This window comes from Bacillus sp. EKM206B (genome assembly GCF_011066015.1).
GTDB classification, from domain to species: Bacteria; Bacillota; Bacilli; order Bacillales; family Bacillaceae; genus Bacillus; species Bacillus velezensis.
Genome location: NZ_JAAMNL010000001.1, coordinates 469,928 through 492,775, shown reverse-complemented (window position 1 = coordinate 492,775; position 22,848 = coordinate 469,928). Strand labels below are relative to the sequence as shown.

The window sequence follows — 22,848 nt, the reverse complement described above, 5'->3', positions numbered from 1 at the left end:
CTTTTCCTCAGTACACTTCATTATACGTCAAATTTAGACATATTACTATTACAGTTTCTTTTCATTCCCAGACCGTGAAAAAACCTTGCCCCTATAACAGGCAAGGTTTTTCTGTTATTTTTTCTGTGACAGCCATTTTGCGATCTTCGCGGCTTCCTCATCATTTACAAGATGGCTCGGCATATTGCCGCGTCCGTTTTTAATGATGCTTTCAATTTTAGCTTCATCATACTTCCCGCCGACTTCCTGTAAATTCGGGCCTCCGCCGCCTTCTAAGTCTTTTCCGTGACAGCCGATACAGCTTTGCTGATAAAGCTCTTCTCCTGCTGACGCAGATGCTTTTGATCCGCCTGAGCTGTCAGAGCTTTCTTTTTTCGATTCATTGGATCCGCCGCATGCCGCCAGCAGGACGGACATGGTCAGAACCAGCGCCAGCAGCGCCCATTTTGATTTCATATGTAAGATGCACCCCTTCGCTATTATAACCCCGTTTACGCGCGTTTGAAACCCTCGCCGAGCACCTCGCTTGCGTCTGCGACAATGACAAAGGCTGACTCATCAATTTGTTTGACGATTTGTTTCAGTTTTGTGAATTCGGTCTGGCCGACGACACACATTAAGATCGGCCGGTCATGTTCCGTATACCCGCCGACTGCGGAAATCTTCGTCACGCCCCTGTCGATTTCTTTAAACACAGCCGATCTGACGGCTTCTTCATGCTGCGTAATGATTAAAGCCATTTTGGAGCGGTTGAACCCGACCTGCACGACATCAATCGTTTTGCTTGAAATAAATACCCCGAGCATCGCATACAGTCCCTGCTCCACTCCGAAAACGAGCATCGCGCTCAGCACAATTAATCCGTCCATGATGGCAAGGCACGTTCCCAGCGAAAGCCCCGTGTATTTGTGAATGATCTGCCCCGCCAGAGCCGTTCCCCCCGTGGAGCCTTTGCCGAGATACACGATGCCGATTCCCGTTCCGATCCCGACGCCTCCGAAAATCGCCGCCAGCAGTTCATGGGTCGTCGCGGCAGGCAGATCTCTTGTTAAATAGACGGCGAGCGGCAGAACGATGGAACCGACCAGTGTCTTCATTCCGAACTTCCCGCCAAGAATGATCACTCCGGCGATAAACAAAGGGATGTTAATAATCCACTGCACGTAAGCCGGTTCAAAACCAAACGTTTCTAAAATGGTGCTGATCCCGCTTACTCCCCCCGCTGCTATACGGTTCGGCAGCAAAAATACGTTAAACACGACCCCCGTAATCGCCGCGCCGATCATGATGTATATATAATCTTTGATCAGACGGAGCGGCTTATTGTGATTCACATCCATGCAAAATCCTCCGTTCTCCGATTTTCTCTCGATAGCATTTTAAGTCTTCCCGGCTTAGAAGTAAATAACAGCCAAATACCGTATTAATTTGCTAAAGCGCTGTTGTGAAAAATGGAAAAAGAGAACGGATAAAAAAAACACACCTTGCCAAAGGCAGGTGTGTTCCCGGATTACGACAGTTTAGAACGTAAATAGGCGTCAATGAAGATATCGATATCTCCGTCCATAACCGCCTGCACGTTCCCCATTTCGGTATTGGTGCGGTGATCTTTCACCATGGAGTACGGATGGAAGACGTACGAGCGGATTTGGCTGCCCCAGCCGATTTCTTTCTGTTCGCCGCGGATTTCGTCAAGCTCCGCCTGCTGTTCTTCAATTCTGCGCTGATACAGCTTCGCTTTGAGCATTTTCATCGCCCGGTCGCGGTTTTTGATTTGTGAACGTTCCGTCTGGCACGTGACGACTACATTTGTCGGCAGGTGGGTGATCCGAACGGCTGAATCAGTCGTATTGACGTGCTGTCCGCCGGCACCGCTCGCCCGGTACGTATCAACTTTAATATCTTCGGTACGAATATCAATGTCGATTTCTTCATTGAATTCAGGCATGACTTCACATGACACGAATGACGTGTGACGGCGGCCTGATGAATCAAATGGAGAAATCCGCACGAGACGGTGTACGCCTTTTTCCGCTTTTAAATAGCCGTATGCATTGTGGCCTTTAATAAGCAGTGTGACTGACTTAATTCCTGCTTCATCTCCCGGGAGATAATCAAGCGTTTCAACTTTGAAACCGCGTCTTTCCGCCCAGCGGGTATACATTCTGAGCAGCATGGAACCCCAGTCCTGGGATTCCGTACCGCCGGCCCCCGGATGAAGTTCTAAAATCGCGTTATTTTTGTCATATGGTTCACTGAGCAGCAGCTGAAGCTCAAATTCATTCAATTCCTTCGTTAATGACTTCAGCTCTTTTTCAAGCTCTTGCTGAAGGTCCTGGTCAGGTTCTTCTTTTAAAAGATCATGTGTCATTTGCAGCTCTTCGTGAGACTCGCTCAGCTGATGATAGGAGTTCACGTATTCTTTCAGACCGTTCGCTTCATTGATGACGGTTTGGGCCTTCTGCTGGTCATTCCAGAATTCCGGTTCCGCCATCTTTTCATCTAATTCTGCAATGCGGGCTTCCTTTGATTCGAGGTCAAAGAGACCCCCTGAAGTCCGCTAAACGAGAAGCCATATTTTCGAGCTCTGCCCTGATTTCTGATAATTCCATTCCATTCACCTCATTAAAAGATCCGGGGCGCCATAAGACGCAGACCCGGTCATGTTCGCTTCATACAGTCGAGACTATTCTGTCCGGCCGCAGCAATTTTTATATTTTTTTCCGCTGCCGCAATGGCAAGGCGCGTTGCGTCCGATATCCACAACTTTTCGCACCGGCGCTTTTTTCGCTTGTTTGGCCTCATCGCCGTCCTGCGGCTGATGAGCCGTCGTTTGGCCCTGAACAACTTCTTCGCGTTCCAGATTGCTTTCAATCTCGGCCTTCATGACGAATTTCGCAACTTCGTCCTCAATAGACTCAATCATGTGCTCAAACATTGCGAAGCCTTCCATTTGATATTCACGCAGCGGATTTGTCTGCGCATAAGCGCGGAGGTGAATCCCTTGACGCAGCTGATCCATCGCATCAATATGATCCATCCATTTTGAATCAACGGCACGCAATACGATGACTTTTTCAAATTCACGCATCTGCTCTGTGCCGAAATTCTCTTCTTTTTCATTATATTTCGTCATGATGCGGTCCATGATCATCTCATGCATTTCATCCGGTTCTTTTCCGAAGATATCGCTCTTTTCAAGTGCGCCTTCATCAAGATACGTTGAATTCACCAGCTCCACGAGGCCGTCAAGATTCCATTCTTCCGGAAGCTCCTCTTTCGGCGTATAAGCGGCAATCGCACGCTCCAGAGAAGACTTGATCATGCCTTCCACAATGTCACGCAGGTTTTCAGAGTCAATGACTTCAAAACGCTGCTTGTAAATGACTTCGCGCTGCTGACGGAGCACGTCGTCATATTGAAGAAGCTGTTTACGTGAATCAAAGTTGTTTCCTTCGACACGTTTTTGAGATGATTCCACGGCGCGTGACACCATTTTGCTCTGAATCGGCGTGGAGTCATCCATACCGAACCGGTCAAGCATCGCCATCGTCCGTTCAGCTCCGAAACGGCGCATCAATTCATCTTCCATTGAAAGATAAAATTGTGTGATGCCCGGGTCTCCCTGACGTCCTGAACGTCCGCGGAGCTGATTGTCAATCCGGCGGGATTCGTGGCGTTCCGTACCGACGACTGCAAGGCCGCCAAGCTCTTTTACGCCTTCGCCGAGTTTAATGTCGGTTCCGCGTCCCGCCATGTTGGTCGCAATCGTGACAGCGCCTTTTTGTCCCGCTTCTTCAATAATCTGAGCTTCACGCTCATGGTTTTTGGCATTCAGCACCTGATGCGGAATCCCTTTGTTTTTCAGAAGTTTAGAAATCAATTCAGACGTTTCAACGGCAACCGTACCGACAAGAACCGGCTGTCCGGTCATGTAGCGCTGGGCGACATCCTCCGCCACCGCCTTGAATTTCCCTTCCATTGAGCGGTAGATCAAGTCCGGACGGTCGTCACGGATGACCGGCTGGTTGGTCGGGATGGATACAACCTGCATGTTATAAATATTTCGGAATTCTTCCTCTTCCGTTTTTGCGGTACCGGTCATACCGGCCAGCTTTTCGTACATACGGAAATAGTTTTGGAACGTAATCGTCGCCAATGTCATGCTTTCATTTTGAATCTCCAGGCCTTCTTTCGCCTCAATCGCCTGGTGAAGACCTTCGCTGTAGCGGCGTCCTTTCATCAGACGGCCGGTGAAGGAATCAACGATGACGACCTGGCCGTCCTCAACAACATAATCCACGTCTTTCTGCATCGCCGCATGGGCTTTTAAAGCCTGGTTGATATGGTGGTTCAAGGCCACGTTTTTGACATCAAACAGGTTGTCGATGCCGAACGTTTTTTCAGCCTTCGTCATTCCTTCTTCCGTCAGCTGAACGCCCTTCGTTTTGACGTCATACGTATAATCCTGATCTTTCTTGAGTGTGCGGACAAACGCATTTGCCTGCACGTACAGTTTTGTGGACTTCTGAGCTTGTCCGGAAATAATCAATGGCGTTCTCGCTTCATCGACTAAAATTGAATCGACTTCATCAATAACGGCAAAATGAAGCGGGCGTTGCACCATTTGTTCTTTATAGAGCACCATGTTGTCACGCAAATAATCAAAGCCGAGTTCATTGTTCGTTGAATACGTGATATCGGCTGCGTAAGCTTCGCGCTTTTCGTCTTTTGACATCGAATTCAGGTTCAGGCCGACTGTAAGCCCGAGAAACGCAAAAATTTCTCCCATTTGCTGGGCATCACGGCTCGCCAGATATTCGTTGACCGTTACGACGTGAACGCCTTTTCCCGTCAACGCATTTAAATACACGGGAAGCGTGGACGTCAGCGTTTTCCCTTCCCCTGTTTTCATTTCGGAGATGTTCCCCTCATGAAGGGCGATGCCCCCCATCAGCTGCACTTTAAACGGGAACATGCCGGTTACGCGGCGTGAAGCTTCACGAACGACGGCAAACGCTTCGACAAGAAGGTCATCCGTCGTTTCTCCTTTTTCAAGCCGCTCTTTAAATTCTGCCGTTTTATGTTTAAGCGCCTCGTCAGAGAGATTTTCATAATCTCCTCTTACGGCATCAATGTCATTTGCTATTTTTTCGTATTTGTTCAGCGCACGTTTGGTCGGATCAAACATTTTATTTAAAATCCCAAGCATCTATAACGCTCCTCTATGTTCACATGCAGATTTTGCATGGAATAAATGATAATTTTCTGTCCATGTATACCTCTCATTATCATAACATACCTTTTGCCATTTCCAAAGAATTTGCAGATAAAGATAGAGAAAAACCTTCCGCGCGTTCACGGAAGGCTGGATGGGTTTATTCAGTCGGTTCAATTAATCCGTATTTGCCGTCATTTCTGCGGTAAACGACGTTTGTGAGATTCGTCTCCGCGTTGGTGAATACGAAGAAATTATGTCCGAGCATATTCATTTGGAGAATCGCTTCTTCATTATCCATCGGTTTTAAATTAAAACGCTTTTGACGGACAATTTCCGGGCTGTCATCTTCAATTTCGTCCTGAACCGCTACGCCCGTATCAGCAGCGCTGCCGTTCTCGAAATAATGTTTCGGAAGACCCTGCTCGCGGAATTTTCGGTTGACTTTTGTTTTGTGCTTTCGGATTTGACGTTCCAGCTTGTTTGTTGCGAGATCAATTGCATTGTACATATCCTCGTTATGCACTTCAGAACGAAGCGCCAGATCAGTCATCGGAATGGTGACTTCAACTTTGGATTCCTTATCATTATAGAATTTTAAGTTGACGTTCACATCGGCATTGACGCTCTGCTCGAAATATCGCTCCAGCTTGCCGATTTTTCTCTCCACATGATCCTTTAACGCAGGTGTAACCTCAATGTTTTCTCCTCTGATATTGTAGTTCATCAAAGAACGCCTCCCTTTATCTAAGGATATGTAACTATTTCTCTTTTACCCCTTCTGATCCCTGCTGAAACGTTAAAATAATGTGTAAATTCGGTGAACGATGACGAATGGTGTCGGTTTTATCCGGCAGCTTCCGCCAGGATTATAAGTATATGCGGAGGACGCAGGCAAAAGACCTGCCGCTTGCAGCAGGTCTAGTGAAGAACATACGGTTTGATGCAGTCGTGCGTCTGCTCCATCCACAGCTTATAATGCGGCAGAAAGATGGTTTTTAAAAACTCCTGAAAAGGGGCGGACGGGAAATCATAATCATTTAACATGCTGAAATCCTGAAAGATCTCGTCAAATGAGCGGATCGCCGTCTCCACGCATCGGCACTCAATGATAGACAGCAGAAGCGCATGAGAGGAATCGAGATGAAAAAAAGCCTGAATCAAATCGTTGTAAATCCGCTCGCCCTCCGTCTTAAAAAAATCATCCTGCGTGTCCAACAGGTAGCAAAGCCCCTCATCAATCGTAAAAAGAAGCTGGTAATAGGCTGACACCAAATGGTAATCGTTCAAACTTCTCAAAACACTCACCTATTTGCGTTTGTCGTAATAACGGCCGTCACTTGTCGTTTGATGATACGGATTGAAATACGTATTATGGTAGATTCGTTTTTTCTTAAGCGTTTTTATTTCATTTCGGATACCATCCTGAATCCGTTTCACTTCGCCGGTAATCAGGCGGTCCATCGCGGCCACCTGCTGAAGCAGCGTTTTTTCTTCTTCGGAAAAAGGCGGCTTAATGCCCGCAAGCATCTCCTCCCTTTTCTCCGTAAATGCCGTAACGCTGCTGATGAGACCATCGCTTTCCGGGGCGTCCTTCAGTGCGGCGTACATGTTCTTCGTTTCGTTATACAAAGAAAAGACATTGCTGTTCATCAGGCAAGGCCGCCCGCGCCATGGCTGTTTTTCCGTTCACTCTGCATGGCCTGCTTCCACGTGTCGCGAAATTCAGTAACGAGTTTTTCCGCTTCATCTAAAAATTCTCCGTTATTCTGCACGTTCGCGTCGATCAGCCGGCGGCGGATGTAATCATAAATGGATGACATCTGTTCAGAAATCTCAATCTCCCGGTTTAACGTGATGCTGAGCTCTTGAATGATGTTTTGCGCCTTTACGATATTTTCATTTTTGGCTTCAAGGTTGTTTTGCTTCATCGCCTGCCTGGCCAGCTTAATGAATCGCAGGCAGCCGTTATAAAGCATAAGAGTCAGCTCTTCCGGAGCGGCTGTAAAGACGGATGTCTGCTGATAAGCAGCAAAAGGATTATTTATTGCCATTTTTATAAAACCTCCAAGGTTATGATGTTGAAGATCCTAACATTGACGTGAGATATGAAGATTGGCTGTTCAATTTCTCCAATGCCGTATCCAGTGCGCTGAACTTTTTATAATATCTCGTTTCGATGTCATCCAGCTTCGTTTTCATATTGGAAATATTTGTTTCTATTTCATTCAGGCTTTTTCCGATGGCAAAGCTGGTTGATACCGAGCTTTCCGTACCCGCCTGTTTTGAAATTTGGGTCTGCATTTTGTTTAAAGTGTCTTTTAATCTCCGGGCAATCCCCTGTTCCTCCGGGTTTTTGGTTTTCGCTGTATCAGGGCTGTCTGCATTAAACAGTTTAGCCACGAGAGCAGGATTCTCGGTAATTTTCTGTTTCAGTTTCGCTTCGTCTTTAATGACAAGCTTTCCTTGATCCGTATAACTATCAGACGTCTCAATTCCGAAATCGGCAAGCTGATATTTTTTCCCGTCAATCGTAACCGTTGAGTACAGATCAAGCCGCATCTCCGCCAAACCGTTCTGCAGCGTGCTGTCGCTCCGTAATAAACCGCTTTTGGCCTTTGCTTCCCACTGCTCAATCTGCTTATCGGTCATCGCTTCTCTTTGTTCATCGGTTAGCGGCTTATAATCACGGTATTTTGATTCCGACGCCTTCTCGTTTACACTTTTAATTAACGTATTGTATTTATCAACGAAATCTTTAATGTTGTTAAAAATGCCGTCCGTATCAGTCGTGCTGTTAATCGTAACCGTTTTATTGCTGTCCGTCACGCTGTTCAGCGTGTATTTGATGCCGTTGATCGTAAAGTTATTGGACGTTTTTGTCATTTCAAGCCCGTTGAACGTAAACTTCGCGTTTTTCCCTTCGGCATTGGCCGTCAGTTCATTTGTTGCATCATCAACGGCAAAACCGAGCTGATCTTTCAGAAAGCTTTTGGTTGCGTCATCACCTGCTGAAAGAGTAAATCCTTCCCCCGTTTTATTGGAAGTGAACGCAATCGTATCTACATAATCCGTGCCGTTGGAAATTTTCTCTTTTAAAGCCGTCACCCCGAGGCCCGAGCTGTTCAGTTTGGAAATGACATCGTCAATCGTATCGGTCGCGGCGATCGTGACGTTTACCTCAGTCGGCTTCGTTTCACCCGGATTTGTGACATTGAATTTCAATGTTTGGCTCTGACCCGAAGTGAAATTGATGGCCCCTGATGATTTATAAGTCGTCGGTGTGGCCAGCTGCTGTACAGACATGCTCGTTGAAATATTCTGTTCAGCACTGACAGCCACCGCGCTGACACTGGAATCCGAACTTGTTACTGTTTTTTTATTCCAGTTTGTGGACATCAGCATATTATTAAATGTCGTAGAATACATGTCGGCAATCTGGGTATTCACTTCCCGATAAGCATCGCGCTTCCATTCAAGCGTCTGCTTTTGCTGGTTTAATTTATTAAGCGGCTGCTTTTCGGCATCCATCATTTTTTTCACCAGAGAATCTACATCAAGACCGGAATTAAGGCCTGTGATTCTTGTGACCATATGTACCCTCTCCTTTTCGGCGTTTAGTCGTATACGGCTCTATGACAACAGTGAGTTTCCGACTGTTTATCATATCACAGCTCCATAAATGTATGATCTTATTCTTATATCGGTCATATTAAAAGGTTTTCAATAATTTAACTGCAAAATATAATGTTTCATTTTGTCAATAGGGTTCTTTGGCTTGCTGAAGGGGGAGATAGCTGAAGAAATAAAAAAAAGACCCTGGAGAACCAGGATCTTTCCGTCATTAACCTTTAAGCAATTGAAGAACTTGCTGAGGCTGTTGGTTAGCTTGCGCAAGCATAGCTTGAGAAGCCTGAGTAAGGATGTTATTTTTCGTGTACTCCATCATCTCAGAAGCCATGTCTACGTCACGGATACGTGATTCAGCAGAAGTCAGGTTCTCAGAAGAAGTACCAAGGTTGTTGATTGTGTGCTCTAAACGGTTTTGAACCGCACCAAGTTTAGCGCGCTCGCTTGATACTGTGTCGATAGCTGTTTTGATTGTTGTAAGAGCTGAAGACGCAGCTTTAGCTGAAGATGAGATGTCGATACCTTTAGATAACTTTTCGCCTTCTTCTAGTTTTTCACTTCCTACTAGAGCACCTTTATCATCATAATAACCAGCTTCTTTTGTAACTTTACCGTCTGTTACTTCTTCATCTGCCCAAGTAGCAGTGCTATTTCCATCACCTGATTTAAGTGTTCCATCAGCTTGAGCTGTATAAGTCGTACCAACTTTCAGGCTTTCAGAGTCCATTTTATTGATAGACAAAGTCATGGTTTGACCTTCGTTAGCTCCGATTTGGAACGTAAGATCTTTTGCAGTTCCATCAAGAAGTTTCTTCGTGTTGAACTCAGTGTCAGTAGAGATTCTTGTTACTTCAGATGATAATTGGTCCATCTCTTTTTGAAGCTCAGAACGGTCAGAATCAGTGTTTGTATCGTTCGCCGCTTGTGTAGCAAGCTCGCTCATACGCTGAAGAATGCTGTGAGTTTCGTTCAATGCACCCTCAGATGTTTGGATAAGAGAGATTCCGTCTTGAGCGTTTTTAGACGCCATGTCTAAACCGCGGATTTGAGAACGCATTTTTTCAGAGATCGCAAGACCCGCAGCGTCATCACCAGCGCGGTTGATGCGAAGACCTGAAGATAACTTTTCCATGTTTTTTGCAGCAGAGTTTGAACCTGCATTCAGCTGACGGCTAGTGTTAAGAGCCGCGATATTGTGGTTGATTCTCATTGTGTATTTCCTCCCTGAATTGTTTTTCGCACGTCCTTGTGCATTTGTGCAGCGTCATTTCCGAAGAAAATTTTTCCTCTCATTGGCTACACTATATATATCGGATGGCCGCTTCTATTGTTTATATTGAAAATAAAAAAATCCTCACTTTTTTTGTGAGGATAGGTTAAGTAATAAATCAGTATTAAAAGATACAGCTCTGTTGTTCTCTTCCAGGATCGACAAGTAGATTTCTTTCCTGTGAATATCTACGTGCTGAGGCGCTTCAATTCCCAGCTTCACTTGTTCTCCTTCGATGGCGATCACCTTTATTTCAATATCCGGCCCGATCTGAATGGACTCATTCACTTTTCTTGAGAGAACTAGCATGATCCTCCTCCTATCAGATGTTTTGTTTCATAGGAAGCATCATGTAAAATGATTTGTTTCGCCTTCATTTCCTTTTTATTGACGATAATCGGCGCTTTTAAATTGGCGGTCGTGTTTTCAAAAGGCTCTTCCAGCGTTAAAATCGCCATCACTTCGACGTCCTCTATATCTTCAATATGCAAAAGTTCAAGCGTCGCATGGTCAATGTCAAATTCGTACCCTTTAAAGAAAATAAACGGACTGGCGACAATAAAGGCGATGTGCTCCTGTTTGACAGACTGCAGCGCCAAAAACGGTGAATCTTCCGACAAAGGAAGAACAACAAATTGAGTCTCGTCATTAAATCCCGGCAGGCCGTTTTCAAATGAGATAATCTGCCCTTCGTCTATTCTGATTTCTCCGTGATATTTTGTTTTAATTATCATGCTTCACAATCCTTTACCACTTTCATCTTTTATTCTGCGTTGCCATCGTCAACCGAAATCGTCACCTTAGGGTCTTGCATCATATCAATCTGAACTTTCCCCGGCGTATAATTCCATACAGGTTTATTGACGGCTGCTTCAATTGAAGGTTTGCGGGCTTCAATATCAATCGTAAGCTTTGAAGGAATGCAGTCAATGTCGACGAGAAACTGCGCAGGCAGAAAGTCGCTGAATTCGCCGAATGGATCGGGCGGTCTGACATCTGCTGCCTGCCGGGCCATCACATTGCCCGTTTTCTTTTCGATAGCCGCCATTTCCTTCCCTTCCCTGACTGTTTTTGCGATAAACTCGCTGCAGGCTTCCGCACCTTTTTGAGCGGCTTCAGCGTTCAGCTTTTCAAATGATTTGAGATTCAAGTTCTCCCACGCCCTCGTCTGGTCAATCGTCAGTTTGGCCGGCGTGCTTTCAATGTTCAGCTCTGCCGGCGGCTGCTCGATTTCCAGGTCAGCGGGCGGCTGTTCCATCTCGATTTCTTCCTTTTGAAAGGTTATACCGATTTTAGCAGGCACACTGTCAATAATCAATCTCGGCATCTGCACAGAGATCCCTCCTATTTATAGTATTTTAGTAAAAAAAGCGATCTCCCTGGTGTGAGTCGCTTTTTTATATATTGAAGACGGTCAGTTATATTATTTCAGAAAGTCAATCAGTGATGGCTGAATGATATTCGCATTCACTGACAGCGCTGCTCTATGAACCGTCTGTTGAGATAAATAATCAACAATTACATCTTCCATTTCTACATCTTCATTATCGGACAATACTTTTTCAGCGGTTGCCGCTTGTGATTCCAATCTTGTCTGAATGAGTTCCAACCGGTTTGTGCGTGCGCCGATATTGGATTTTTCAGCATTCATTTTATCAGTAAAACCGTCAATATCTGACAGAATTTGATCTGAATCTGCTTCGGACAGCGTGCCTTTGCTTAAAGAAGCTTCTAAGGAGTTAAGAAATTCAAAAACATTATCTCCATTTTGTGCGACGCCTCCGAAAGCTGAGTTCGGATCAGAATTCACTTTCAACACTGCTCCGTTCGAGATGTTGATGTTAACATCCGAAGCACCTGTATAATTCTCATAGTTGTACGTATATGTGCCGTCGGCATTTTCAGTGATCGGCGGGACATCTGAATTTGTTCCGTTAAACAGGTAACGTCCGTTTACCTGAGTATTCGCGACAGAAACGAGCTGCTTTTTCAGCTGGCCGATTTCTGTACCGATTGCTTTCAATTCTGTTTCACCGTTCGAATCACTTTTCGCCTGAACCATCAAGTCCCGGATTTTCCCCATAATATCCGTTTCCGAGTTTACGCTTGATTCCGAGTTTTCCAGCCATGTAAAGCCTTGCGAAACATTCCGCTGATACTGGTTTACCTGCGCAAGCTGAGTACGGTACTGCATTCCCTTCATTGCAACGACCGGATCATCAGAAGCTTTCGTGATTTTTTTCCCCGTAGACACTTGCTGCTGAAGCCGATCGAGCTTGTCATAACTTGAGCCGATAAATCGAAGAGAATTTTTTGCGATCATCCCTTGAGTTACTCTCATTTACTTATCTCCTATCTTCCTCCGGTGCCCATACCGTTAATAATTTTATCGAATATTTCATCTTGCATCGTTATAATCCGCGCAGCCGCATTATAAGCGTGCTGAAACTGAATCATATTTGTCATTTCTTCATCTAAAGACACTGCACTGACTGATTGTCTCCGTTCATCGGCTGAAAGGGTGTTGCTTTCAGAGTTGTTCATAAGATTGGCCGCTTTTTGTGAATTAACGCCCAGCTTTCCGATAAGGGATTCATAAAAGTCATTAATTGTAGTGGTTTCACCGTTAATAGTCAGCTTGCTGTTCTGTACGGCTGCAAGATTTGTCGCGTTGGTGCCGTCACTTTTTTCTCCGTTTAACGACGCTGCGATATTATCAGTAGACGCAAGGATTTTGTCACTGACTTTTATTTTCGCTGCCGCACCTTTTGCCGGCACCGCTTCACCACCGCTGAAATCAAAAAATGCTGCACCCTGTTCGCCTGTATAGGTCTTCCCTTTTTCATGAACTGCATTAAACGCGTCAGCAAAGGACAGCGCCATATTGTCAAGAGCCGTCAGCATTTCAGGATAAAGACCTTTTTCTTCTCCATTTGACATATAGCCGTATGATTCAATAAGACCTAAAAGTGAGCCTTTTCCGGTAAATGCATCCGCATTGACCGTATTGCTGCCGACTGACACACTCGACACGAGGCCGCTGTCCTTGTCGTAGTTGATTTTCATTTCTGAAACTGTTTTTGTGTTACCGTCGAGCAGCGTACCGAGAGAATTGTTGTTTCCGTTCAGCAATTCGACGTTAACCGTGCCCTCAGCAGTCGCCAAGGCATGTCCGCCCGACTTATTATATGAAACTTTTATATTTGCCATAGAAGATAATTGATCAATCAATCTGTCTCTTTGGTCATACAAATCATTAGGGAGCATACCGCTCGGCTCAACTGCTGCAATTTGATTGTTAAGGTCATTCAGCTGATTGAGAATGGAATTGACCTGATCCGCTGTGTTATCCAGGTTCTTTTTAATATCACCCTGAATGTTAGTCAAAGAGGTAGATATATAGTTAAAACTTTCGGCAAGAGATTTCCCCTGCTCCTGCAAAACTGAGCGCGCTCCCGTATTTTCCGGATTCGTCGCCAGATCCTGAAGGGCATTCCAAAACGAACTGAGCGATCCGTTTAATCCGTTATCGTCAAGCTCTTTCATGACGCCTTCCATTTGCGACAAGGAATTGGAACGGGCTGTATAGTACCCTAATTTTGTGTTTTCAGTTCTGTACTGATAGTCTAAAAAACTGTCTCTGACGCGCTCAACTGAACCGGCTTTTACTCCTGTTCCGATTTGGCCGGCCGTCAGATCACTGTTTTTTGATACTGCGGGATAAGGGCTCGTCGATTGTAATGTGACGCGCTGCCTCGTGTATCCTTCTGTATTTGCATTTGCAACGTTATTTGAAACTGTGCTCAATGCAGTCTGCTGCGCACTCAATGCACGCCTTGCTGTTTCCAGCCCCATAAAAGTCGATGGCATTGAAAATCCTCCGTTCTAAGCTTTTGAATCGAATAATGTCAAACGGCTGACAGGCTTGCGCGCCGCTTGCGGCTCTTTATAATTCATATTCTCTTTTTCACCCGGCATGATCATATCGAATGCCCCGGAGATGAATTGTAAAGCCTGAATCGTGAGCTGTTTGTTCATCTCATTCACTTCTTTCAGACGGTCAAGAAGCGCAGACAAAGAGTGAAATAACCCTTCAAGCTCCTGTTTTTCACTGCCTGAAGTTCTGGAGATGCATGCAGCAATTGTATTGTCCTCACCGCGGCTGAGAAACTGAGAAGTTAACCTGATTCGTTCTTCCTCAGTCTGCCCGATTGCCTGAATATACTTTTGCTCTTTGGTCAATATGTTGGAGAGCTCTTTTGTTTTACCTGCTTTCAGCGCTTCCGTTTTCTCCTCAGACAGCGTGAGCAGATGTTCATGCAGTGCGCAAAGTCGCTTCAGTTGATCAATAATTGGCTTTGCTGACATTGGCTTTCTCCTTTTTATTGCTTTTTATAGAAATTTACTATGTTTTCAGCGATGCTGTTTGAATCTATTTTATATGTTCCGCTCTCTATATCCGCTTTAAGCTGAGCGATTTTTTCCTGACGTGTTTTAGTGACCGCATCTGACGCATTTTGAAGCTCTTTTGCATGAGAAGAAATTTCCACTTTGTCCTTCGGCTTTGCAGCCTCTTTTTGTACGGCTTGCTTTTCGTAATTTTTTTGGTATGGATTAACGGATTGTGTTCCGTACTGATTGATTTTCATAGGATTCCTCTCGCTTTCTGTTCGCAGTCTAATTCTTTTATCGACTGCGTTATCAGTTAGTTTAGGGAATCAGGTGTTTTTGGTATTATAGGCATAGTATGTGTCTTTTGTACTGTTTTTATCTTCGAATTCAGCGGCTGTTTTTTGGTTCATATGGTCTAATTGCGACTCAATATCTGTCTGACAGGACTTGCAAAATTTCCCCGTCCTGATTGGATTTCCGCACCTTTCGCAAGGATATGCCAAATTCGGAAGCTGGCTGATCTGAATCCTTTTTTGTTTGATAAACTTAAGGATCAGCTCTTCATCCACACCTGTTTCCTCAGTGATCTGCTGCATCGTCGACTGTCTGTTGATCTGCTTTCTCAAAAATTTATAGACGGTTTCAAATGCTTTTTCTTCTTCTTTAATACATGCCTGGCATACGGTCTGCAGGTTCGTTTTAAAAAATAAAGCATTGCATTTTGGACAATTCGCCAATTCACCCATCGTATTAACTCCTATTCCTTCTTTAATCTGCCTTATATTTCTATCAATTATATCGGCAGAAAAAAAGAATGATTTAGCTCCTGATTAAAGTAAAAGAGGAGACCGATGACGCTTTACCCGCTGTCAGCAGGACTTCGGCGGCTTGATGCAGTGTGGCGCCCGTCGTATAAATATCGTCTATTAAGATGACGTTCATACCTTCGGCGGAGTTTTCGGCTGCTGAAAACTTTTTTTCTGCGGACAGCCTTTCTGTTTTGCTCTTTTTGGATTGTTTTTCATTGTTCAGTCGGATGAGGGGGGAAATGACGGGCATTCCGAGCAGAGAGGCCAGCAGCTCGGATTGATTGAATCCGCGTTCCGCCAGCCGTTCGCCGCTCAGCGGAATAGGGATGAGAGTATGTGTATTTGATGGATATGCCGCTTTAAAGCCGGCAGCAAAGTCACGTTCAAATGCTTGAATGATTTTCGCATCACCCCTGAATTTAAACCGGGCCAATGAGTCCTTCATCGCATCATTATACAAATATACCGAACGGTTTTGCCGCAGCAAAAAGCGCTTTTCCGTTTTTGATTCCCGGGCCGCACAATCAGCGCATTTTTCATTTGACTCCTGAGGCCTCCCGCATATACTGCATACGGGACCTTCAATTTTTTCGAATTGGCTGCTGCATATGCTGCATACCTCTTGCCCCGGCGCCAGAGAAAACAGAGATCTCCAAGTCAATGAACTTGAAATTGGTGAATCACACAATAAACAATTCAGAGATATTACGCTCCTTCCCGAGTTTCACAGAACTCGCTTGGATTAACCGAAACAATCGCCGCTGATTCAGCCAGAATGACAAGCAGCGCCGTATTTTTCTGTTTATCAACTATCTCTGCTTTTGCATAAGCAACTTTCTTTTTATCTGTAACATATGCCGGTTCAGCCCGGTTTAGTGAAAGTGCCAGTACATCATTTTTGCATACCCGGCATGTGCATTTCATATGAAGCTTAGGCATATGGCGGTCGAGAAGTTCCTTTAATATGATTTCTTTAGAATTGACAAGCATGCTGACAGCTCCTCATAGGAAAGTATGAGTATACTGTATCACGTTTTCTGAAATTAACTAGTCCAACAATTTACTTTTTGTGCCAATTTGTTCATATGCTCTATATGTTTTTTTGCTTTTTTCATTCCGTTTGTAATTCCGAAATGAAACATGACGACATCACCGCTGAAATGTTTATAATGCCTTCCCGTTCTGCCCGCGATCTGTACGAGCGCGCTCTCAGTAAAGATAGGTGCTTCTGCGCCGAGGACACATGTCTGAACTTTGGGCACGGTAACCCCTCTTTCTAAAATCGTAGTCGTTACCAGCAGGTCAAGCCGGCCGTTTCTGAACCGTTTCACTTTATCCTTTCTGAATGTGTCTTCCGCATGTACGCCTTCTGCCCGTATGTTTAATTTCCGAAAATAATCCGTTGTCTTTTTCAATACATGTACAGACGGAACGAATAAGAAAACCGGCAGCTGTAATTGAAGTTTTTGGCGGACCCAATCCGTTACAGAGCGAGGCAGTTTTCCTTTCTGAAGCTTCTTCTTCCAATTTCCGCACCACAAAAAACGCGGCTCCGGAAGGGGTTTCCGATGATATCTGGCCGGTATGCGGACGCTTTTCAGCAAATCGGCTTCAGCCTTCTTTTTTAATGTGTCTGAAGGAGTCGCCGTTACATAAACAAGGGCGCTGTTTTTCTTCCTCGCTTTATCAACAGCGAATCTTAATGTCTCATCGGCTGAAAAAGGAAACGCATCTACTTCATCTATTATCATGACATCAAAAATGTCTCGGTAGCGCATCAGCTGGTGAGCGGTTGAAATCATCAGCGGAGTCAAGCAGCCTTTTTCTTCGCTGCCGCCGTACAAAGCAGAAACTTCGACTTTCTCAAATGCTTTTTTCAGTCTCGGCAGCAGTTCAAGTACGACATCTGTACGCGGAGTCGCGACACAGACGCGCAAACCGTGATTCAGCGCAAACTCGATACCCGGAAACAGCATCTCTGTTTTCCCTGATCCGCAAACCGCCCATACTAACAGCTCTTGTCTCTCTTTTATCGCATCTGTAAGCGCGGCGGCCGCCCGCTTCTGTCCGTCTGTCAGTGTTCCTTCCCAAGAAAGCTTTACAGGCTCCCAGCTGTTTTCAGGGGTTTGATTCCAAGAATATAATGATGTCAGTTCATCAGCCCTTCCCATCATGACACAGGCACGGCAATAGGTAATCTGCCTTTTGGCAGAGGGCGCCCAAAAAGCCGCAAAGCTGGCTTGATCAGACTGACCGCATCGTTGGCAGACGTAACGGTTTTTCCGGCGGATGATTGACGGCTCGGCCGTTATATATTCTTTTTCTGTAAAACGCTTGATGCGATGATCTGAAAACGGTATCTCAGATCTCAATAAATGCCGGCCGTAAAAGAAATCCCGCACCTCTGAAAATTCTGAAGCACCTTCGGACATCTCCCTGCCTCCTTTCTGCTCAAAGTATGCCTGCCGGGAATTTTTTTGTCGAATCACGAAAACTTAATAATAAAAAAATCTCCGCCCTTGAAAACGGAGATTTTCACTTAGTTTTTAAAGCACCAGCCGATTCCGATGGCGCCTTCGCCCAAATGGGTTCCGATCACGGCACCGAAATAGCTGTTATAGAATTCGACATGAGGATATTTACCGCTTAACTCCTGTATAATATCCGCCGCTTCTTCTTCCCTGTTTGCATGGATGACAGCTGCCCGCATTGGGATTCCTTTACTTGCATCCTCCCCAAACAGCTCAAAAATTCTCGAAATCGCTTTTTTGCGTGTCCGAATCTTCTCAAAAGGAACAATTACCTTATTGTCAAAATGAAGAATAGGCTTTACCTTTAACAGACCGCCGATAAAAGCCTGAGCACTGCTTAGACGCCCGCCCCGCTGGAGGTGTGATAAATCGTCCACCATAAAATACGCACGGACTGTTTTTTTCATTTCTTCCAGCTCTTTTATAATCTCTTCCGGTGAGTCAACACCGTCTTTAATGAGCTGTGCTGCCTTTAATGCATAAAAACCTTGTGCCAAACAGCTGATCTCTGAATCAAAGGGATAAACTTTAATATGATCAACCATAGTGTTTGCCGAGGCGGCGCTGTTATAAGTTCCGCTGATTCCGCTGGACAAATGTATGCTTATGACTGCGTCATATGTTTTGCCCAGTTCTTCGTACAATGCGATTAATTCACCGAAAGAAGGCTGGGACGTAGTCGGCAGCTCATCATGATTTTTTACTTCTTTATAAAAACTTCTCCAGTCGAGTTCTGTTTCTTCGCGGAATGTTTTTTCACCGAAAACCACTTGGAGAGGGATCATATGAATATGATGTTCTTCTCTCATCTCTTTCGGAATATATGCTGTACTGTCTGTTACAACTGCAATCTTCATCACTTTACCTGCCTTATTAAGTACTTAATAAGTATTTTAATAGATATGCAGCTGTAAAAAAAGACTTGCCATAACAGGCAAGTCTTCTCACACATGACTAACGCATCTCTACCCAGCCGTTTTTAATGGCTACGACAACGGCTTGTGTCCGGTCATTAACGTTCATTTTCTGCAAAATATTACTCACGTGATTTTTCACTGTTTTCTCACTGATAAACAATGATTCACCGATTCCGCGGTTGCTTTTTCCGTCTGCAAGCATTTGCAGCACTTCACATTCCCGTCTCGTTAATATATGTAATGGTCTCCGGATTTCCGGGTAAACCTCATGCTGAGGATGAGCAGAAACTCCGCTTGTCGCAAGACGGCGGAATTCGTTGACAAGATTGTGGGTTACTTTCGGGTGAAGGTAAGAACCTCCCTCGGCTACCACTTTCACTGCTTCGATTAAAGTATCTGCGTCCATCTCTTTCAGGAGATAGCCTCTTGCACCTGTTTTTAAAGCATGAGTCACATAGTTTTCATCATCATGGATGGAGAGGATAATCACCTTAGATTCAGGGTACAGCTCAACAAGCTGTTTAGTAGCCTCTACTCCATTTACATTCGGCATATTGATGTCCATTATGACAACATCGGGATGATAATGCTCGACGATTCGAGCCGCCTCATCTCCATCGTCACCTTCTGCTACCACTTCAAAGGTAGGTTCAAAATCCAATATTCTTTTTACACCCTCACGGAATAGTTGATGGTCGTCGATAATAACAATATTTACTTTAGTCACACGCTACGCCTCCTTATCCTATTGTTCTATATACGCCGCTGTTCGGTCAATATGTCTTTTGGCTCTATTTAACAAATTATAGGCCGAGAGATAACGGAACCTTAATCATGATAAATGTCCCAAGACCTATTTTAGAGTCTATCGTTATCGTTCCTTCAAGCAGATCTACTCTTTCTTTCATTCCCAGCAAGCCGAATGACTTGTTTTTCTTTTGTTTAGCATCCTTAATATCAAAGCCTTTTCCATTGTCCTTAATGATGAGAACGACAAAATCAGCGGTTACTTCCACTTTTACTGTAATTTCCTCTGATTCTGAATGCTTGAGTGCATTTGTGACGGCTTCCTGAGCGAGACGGAAAAGCGCCACTTCAAATTGCGGGGCAAGCCTTTGGTTCTCCGTGTCTCCGATGCACTGAAAATGTATTTTCACCTTTCCGTTGTATTCTTCAGTTGTATAAAGATATTTTCTCAGTGTCGGAATCAGCCCGAGATCGTCCAATGCCATCGGTCTTAAATCATATATAATCCTTCTGACTTCGTAAAGGGCATTCCGCACATTCTGCCGCAGATTTCTGATTTCCTGAAATCCGTCCTCCGTGCCGCGGTCGCGGAAGATCCGTTCAATTAATTCAGATCTCATCATGACATTTGCCAGCATTTGCGCGGGACCGTCATGAATTTCTCTGGAAACTCTTTTTCTTTCTTCCTCTTGGGCTTCAATGATTCTTAAACCGAAATCTTGTTTAGCCTGCGCATCGGCAAGAAGAAGCCCTACTTGGCGAAGGTCTTGATTCAGGTAATTCAGAACGACGGTTATTTGGCTGACCAACGATTCTGACCGTTCAATGATTTCCTGAAGACCTAAAAGCCGGCGTTCTAAATCATCTCTGCGCTCCCGCAGCTGCTTTTCACGCTGTTGGATCATCGTCAGTTCCACTTGAAGTTTGTGCGCCTTTTCATAGGCGTTGCGAATTTCTTCTTCGCTGAACTTATGGAAATTTCTGCTTACTTCAGACAAGCGGTTTCGTGCGTGCCGCGTATGAACTTCAAGTTTGTCGCCCAGCTCAATGACTTCGTAGACCTGCTGTTTGATCTGTTTGAGTTCTTCAACCAGCTGCTCATATTGCTGGCGCGACTGCTCTCCGATTTGAAAAACCTCGTCCTTACTCCCGTCCACGGTTTTCAGCATTTTCATAAGTATAGAATCCAAAACTTTGGAGTCCATCTTCGATTTATTCATCTGTCTCCCTCCGTAACGGTGTTGTTATGTATTTTTATTATAAATGTAATTGAACTGCAATTTATGTCGAATTATAATGAAAGAATGCGTATATTCTAGAAAAAAACATTTTTATATAGTATCTTACTCTTTCATGATACCAAAATATGCGCAAAAATTCTAAAGTCTGTTCGAATTTGTAGAAACAAGTCTTTTAATGCTTGTCAGGAGGGTCCAGCAATCATGCTGCACAGCTATTTAACAGTTAAAGAAACGGGTGAACATGAGATTGTGATTGAAAAATCGCGTTTTATCTGTCACCTGAGCCGTGCTGCTTCTGAAGAGGAAGCGCAGGAATTTATACAAAAGATAAAAAAACAGCACTGGAATGCGACTCATAACTGCTCAGCTTATCTGATCGGCGAAACCGACCATATACAAAAGGCGAATGATGACGGAGAACCAAGCGGCACAGCCGGCGTCCCCATGCTGGAAGTGCTGAAAAAACGCGGTCTGAAAGATACCTGCGCGGTGGTTACCCGGTATTTCGGCGGAATAAAGCTCGGTGCAGGCGGATTGATTCGTGCATATGGGAAGTCAGTGTCTGAAGGCTTAAATCATATAGGAGTTACGGAGCGGAAGCTGATGCGGATTATGCATACATCAGCGGATTATACGTGGCTCGGCAAGATAGAGAACGAACTGAGAGAATCAGTTTTTTTACTGAAAGATATCCATTATGCGGATCATGTCGAATTTGAAACGTACGTTGAAGAAAAAGACAAAGACGAGTTTATAAAATGGATGACAGAACTGACGAACGGCAAGAGTAAGAATACAGAGGGAGAACTGACGTATTTAGAAACAGACGTCAGCCCTAAAGGAGACTAATGTAATGGCTGAACGTGTAAGAGTGCGTGTTCGAAAGAAAAAGAAAAGCAAACGAAAGATCATATTCAAACGAATTTTGCTGCTGCTTACCCTCGTTTTGTTAGTCGCTGCCGGGTTTGGCGGATACAAAGTATACAAAACGATCAATGCGGCAGATAATGCATATGATGCCCTTTCCCGCGGAGACAAATCAAAACTTCGGGATAAAGTCATCGATATGAAGAAAAAACCGTTCTCCATTTTGTTTATGGGGATCGAAAATTATGCCACAAGCGGAAAAGGCGGACGATCAGACTCTCTTATTGTCGTTACCCTTGATCCGAGAAATAAAACAATGAAAATGCTGAGTATTCCGCGTGATACGCGGGTGACGCTTGCCGGCGATACAACCGGTAAAAAATCAAAAATCAATGCGGCTTTTGCTAAAGGCGGGGCGGATGAAACCGTCTCAACCGTCGAAGACTTATTAGGCATACCGATTGATAAGTATGTCACTGTCGATTTTAACGGCTTTAAGGATGTTATTGATGAAGTCGGCGGAGTCAATGTAAAAGTGCCTTTTGACTTCGACGAGATGAGTGACGTCAGTAAAAAGAAACGGATCTACTTCAAGAAAGGAAACATGCATTTGAACGGTGAGCAGGCTCTGGCTTACGCACGCATGAGAAAGCAGGATAAACGCGGAGACTTCGGCCGTAATGACCGCCAAAAGCAAATCCTAAATGCACTGATCGACCAAATGTCTAAGGCTGGAAACATTGCTAAAATCGATAAAATCGCTGAAACAGCAAGCAATAATGTCCAAACGAATATTCGAATCACTGAAGGACTCGCCCTTCAGCAGATTTACAACGGCTTTACCAGCAAAAAGATTGATACACTGACCATAACAGGATCAGATTTATATTTAGGCGGCGGCGGAACCGCGTCTACGGGCGGAACGTATTATTTCCAGCCCGATCCGACCAATCTCGAAAAAGTACGGCAGGAATTGCAGAAACACCTGGATTACCCGTCCGGAAGCAGCACGGCGTCCGATCCTGCTTCTGACAGCACCGGAACGGACAGTACGACTGATTCGACTTCTGACAGCACAGGAACAGGCGGTACGGCTGATTCGACTTCCGGCAGCGCAGGAACAAGCGGTACCACTGATTCAACCAACGGTACTGCCGGTGCAAATGGTACGGACAGCACACAGTCCGGCGGCACAACAGGCTATTAAGAGTAAACCCGATCCTTTG

At 44.8% G+C, this 22,848-nt stretch carries 25 protein-coding genes and 1 pseudogene; 2 read left to right on the top strand and 24 right to left on the bottom strand.

The features are described from left to right. Positions 1–114: 114 nt before the first annotated feature. From cccB to degS, 24 genes and pseudogenes are all read right to left on the bottom strand, one after another. Positions 115–456, bottom strand: coding sequence for a cytochrome c551 (cccB, locus tag G9F50_RS02475; protein ID WP_003151417.1), 342 nt, complete (start codon positions 454–456; stop codon positions 115–117). A gap of 35 nt (positions 457–491) precedes the next feature. Beyond that, entirely contained in the window at positions 492–1,340 is an 849-nt protein-coding gene (locus tag G9F50_RS02470; protein WP_007614078.1) for a YitT family protein, read from the bottom strand. A gap of 170 nt (positions 1,341–1,510) precedes the next feature. Then, positions 1,511–2,612 (bottom strand): peptide chain release factor 2 gene (gene prfB / locus G9F50_RS02465; protein WP_096034905.1). Its coding sequence is split into 2 segments (ribosomal slippage): positions 1,511–2,539 and positions 2,541–2,612, totalling 1,101 coding nucleotides; the frame shifts between segments, so codons are not numbered across the junction. 74 nt (positions 2,613–2,686) lie between these two features. Continuing rightward, positions 2,687–5,212, bottom strand: coding sequence for a preprotein translocase subunit SecA (gene secA / locus G9F50_RS02460; RefSeq protein ID WP_007407469.1), 2,526 nt, complete (start codon positions 5,210–5,212; stop codon positions 2,687–2,689). 166 nt (positions 5,213–5,378) lie between these two features. Beyond that, positions 5,379–5,945, bottom strand: a complete 567-nt coding sequence (gene hpf / locus G9F50_RS02455) for a ribosome hibernation-promoting factor, HPF/YfiA family (RefSeq protein ID WP_003151413.1) — start codon at positions 5,943–5,945, stop codon at positions 5,379–5,381. A 194-nt stretch (positions 5,946–6,139) separates the two neighbouring features. After that, positions 6,140–6,517 (bottom strand): DUF8042 domain-containing protein, encoded by a 378-nt coding sequence (locus tag G9F50_RS02450; protein ID WP_003151412.1) that lies wholly within the window; start codon positions 6,515–6,517, stop codon positions 6,140–6,142. A gap of 9 nt (positions 6,518–6,526) precedes the next feature. Beyond that, a complete protein-coding gene (fliT, locus tag G9F50_RS02445) occupies positions 6,527–6,871 on the bottom strand; it encodes a flagella biosynthesis regulatory protein FliT (protein ID WP_007407472.1) in 345 nt (114 codons plus the stop codon). After that, a complete protein-coding gene (fliS, locus tag G9F50_RS02440) occupies positions 6,871–7,272 on the bottom strand; it encodes a flagellar export chaperone FliS (RefSeq protein WP_003151407.1) in 402 nt (133 codons plus the stop codon). Before fliS ends, fliT begins: the two co-directional genes overlap by 1 nt. 19 nt (positions 7,273–7,291) lie before the next feature. After that, entirely contained in the window at positions 7,292–8,812 is a 1,521-nt protein-coding gene (locus G9F50_RS02435) for a flagellar hook-associated protein 2 (protein ID WP_060562496.1), read from the bottom strand. A gap of 250 nt (positions 8,813–9,062) precedes the next feature. Beyond that, on the bottom strand, positions 9,063–10,058 hold the full coding sequence (locus tag G9F50_RS02430; protein WP_022553864.1) for a flagellin N-terminal helical domain-containing protein: 996 nt from the start codon (positions 10,056–10,058) through the stop codon (positions 9,063–9,065). 144 nt (positions 10,059–10,202) lie between these two features. Further along, positions 10,203–10,427: a carbon storage regulator CsrA gene (csrA, locus tag G9F50_RS02425; RefSeq protein WP_003151402.1), complete on the bottom strand. Its 225-nt coding sequence runs from the start codon at positions 10,425–10,427 to the stop codon at positions 10,203–10,205. Further along, complete coding sequence (gene fliW, locus G9F50_RS02420) at positions 10,421–10,852, bottom strand: flagellar assembly protein FliW (RefSeq protein WP_007407475.1); 432 nt, start codon at positions 10,850–10,852, stop codon at positions 10,421–10,423. The genes csrA and fliW overlap by 7 nt, the downstream gene beginning before the upstream one ends. Before the next feature lie 29 nt (positions 10,853–10,881). Beyond that, a complete protein-coding gene (locus tag G9F50_RS02415) occupies positions 10,882–11,451 on the bottom strand; it encodes a DUF6470 family protein (protein WP_007407476.1) in 570 nt (189 codons plus the stop codon). A gap of 90 nt (positions 11,452–11,541) precedes the next feature. Further along, positions 11,542–12,459 carry a flagellar hook-associated protein FlgL gene (gene flgL / locus G9F50_RS02410; RefSeq protein ID WP_007407477.1) on the bottom strand — a complete coding sequence of 306 codons (918 nt, stop codon included), beginning with the start codon at positions 12,457–12,459 and terminating at the stop codon, positions 11,542–11,544. Between the two features lie 11 nt (positions 12,460–12,470). Continuing rightward, entirely contained in the window at positions 12,471–13,988 is a 1,518-nt protein-coding gene (gene flgK / locus G9F50_RS02405; RefSeq protein WP_032869556.1) for a flagellar hook-associated protein FlgK, read from the bottom strand. A 15-nt stretch (positions 13,989–14,003) separates the two neighbouring features. After that, entirely contained in the window at positions 14,004–14,486 is a 483-nt protein-coding gene (locus G9F50_RS02400) for a flagellar protein FlgN (protein WP_003151394.1), read from the bottom strand. A 14-nt stretch (positions 14,487–14,500) separates the two neighbouring features. Continuing rightward, positions 14,501–14,767: a flagellar biosynthesis anti-sigma factor FlgM gene (gene flgM, locus G9F50_RS02395; RefSeq protein ID WP_003151393.1), complete on the bottom strand. Its 267-nt coding sequence runs from the start codon at positions 14,765–14,767 to the stop codon at positions 14,501–14,503. 69 nt (positions 14,768–14,836) lie between these two features. After that, complete coding sequence (locus G9F50_RS02390; RefSeq protein WP_025285352.1) at positions 14,837–15,256, bottom strand: TIGR03826 family flagellar region protein; 420 nt, start codon at positions 15,254–15,256, stop codon at positions 14,837–14,839. A 73-nt stretch (positions 15,257–15,329) separates the two neighbouring features. After that, the gene (locus tag G9F50_RS02385; RefSeq protein ID WP_197714552.1) at positions 15,330–16,019 is read right to left on the bottom strand and encodes a phosphoribosyltransferase family protein; all 690 of its coding nucleotides are present in this window, start codon (positions 16,017–16,019) and stop codon (positions 15,330–15,332) included. 5 nt (positions 16,020–16,024) lie between these two features. Further along, on the bottom strand, positions 16,025–16,309 hold the full coding sequence (comFB, locus tag G9F50_RS02380; RefSeq protein ID WP_003151389.1) for a late competence protein ComFB: 285 nt from the start codon (positions 16,307–16,309) through the stop codon (positions 16,025–16,027). Between the two features lie 57 nt (positions 16,310–16,366). Further along, positions 16,367–17,751 (bottom strand): annotated as a pseudogene (locus tag G9F50_RS02375) (ATP-dependent helicase ComFA). 107 nt (positions 17,752–17,858) lie between these two features. After that, positions 17,859–18,707, bottom strand: coding sequence for a DegV family protein (locus G9F50_RS02370; RefSeq protein WP_003151387.1), 849 nt, complete (start codon positions 18,705–18,707; stop codon positions 17,859–17,861). A 97-nt stretch (positions 18,708–18,804) separates the two neighbouring features. After that, complete coding sequence (gene degU / locus G9F50_RS02365) at positions 18,805–19,494, bottom strand: two-component system response regulator DegU (RefSeq protein ID WP_003219701.1); 690 nt, start codon at positions 19,492–19,494, stop codon at positions 18,805–18,807. A gap of 76 nt (positions 19,495–19,570) precedes the next feature. Further along, a complete protein-coding gene (gene degS, locus G9F50_RS02360) occupies positions 19,571–20,734 on the bottom strand; it encodes a two-component sensor histidine kinase DegS (protein WP_007407484.1) in 1,164 nt (387 codons plus the stop codon). A 222-nt stretch (positions 20,735–20,956) separates the two neighbouring features. Here degS and G9F50_RS02355 point away from each other — a divergent pair, with 222 nt between their 5' ends. Both G9F50_RS02355 and G9F50_RS02350 read left to right on the top strand, forming a co-directional pair. Further along, on the top strand, positions 20,957–21,604 hold the full coding sequence (locus G9F50_RS02355; RefSeq protein WP_007614107.1) for a YigZ family protein: 648 nt from the start codon (positions 20,957–20,959) through the stop codon (positions 21,602–21,604). Positions 21,605–21,608: 4 nt separating this feature from the next. Next, a complete protein-coding gene (locus tag G9F50_RS02350; RefSeq protein ID WP_012118574.1) occupies positions 21,609–22,829 on the top strand; it encodes an LCP family protein in 1,221 nt (406 codons plus the stop codon). The last annotated feature ends 19 nt before the right edge of the window (positions 22,830–22,848 follow it).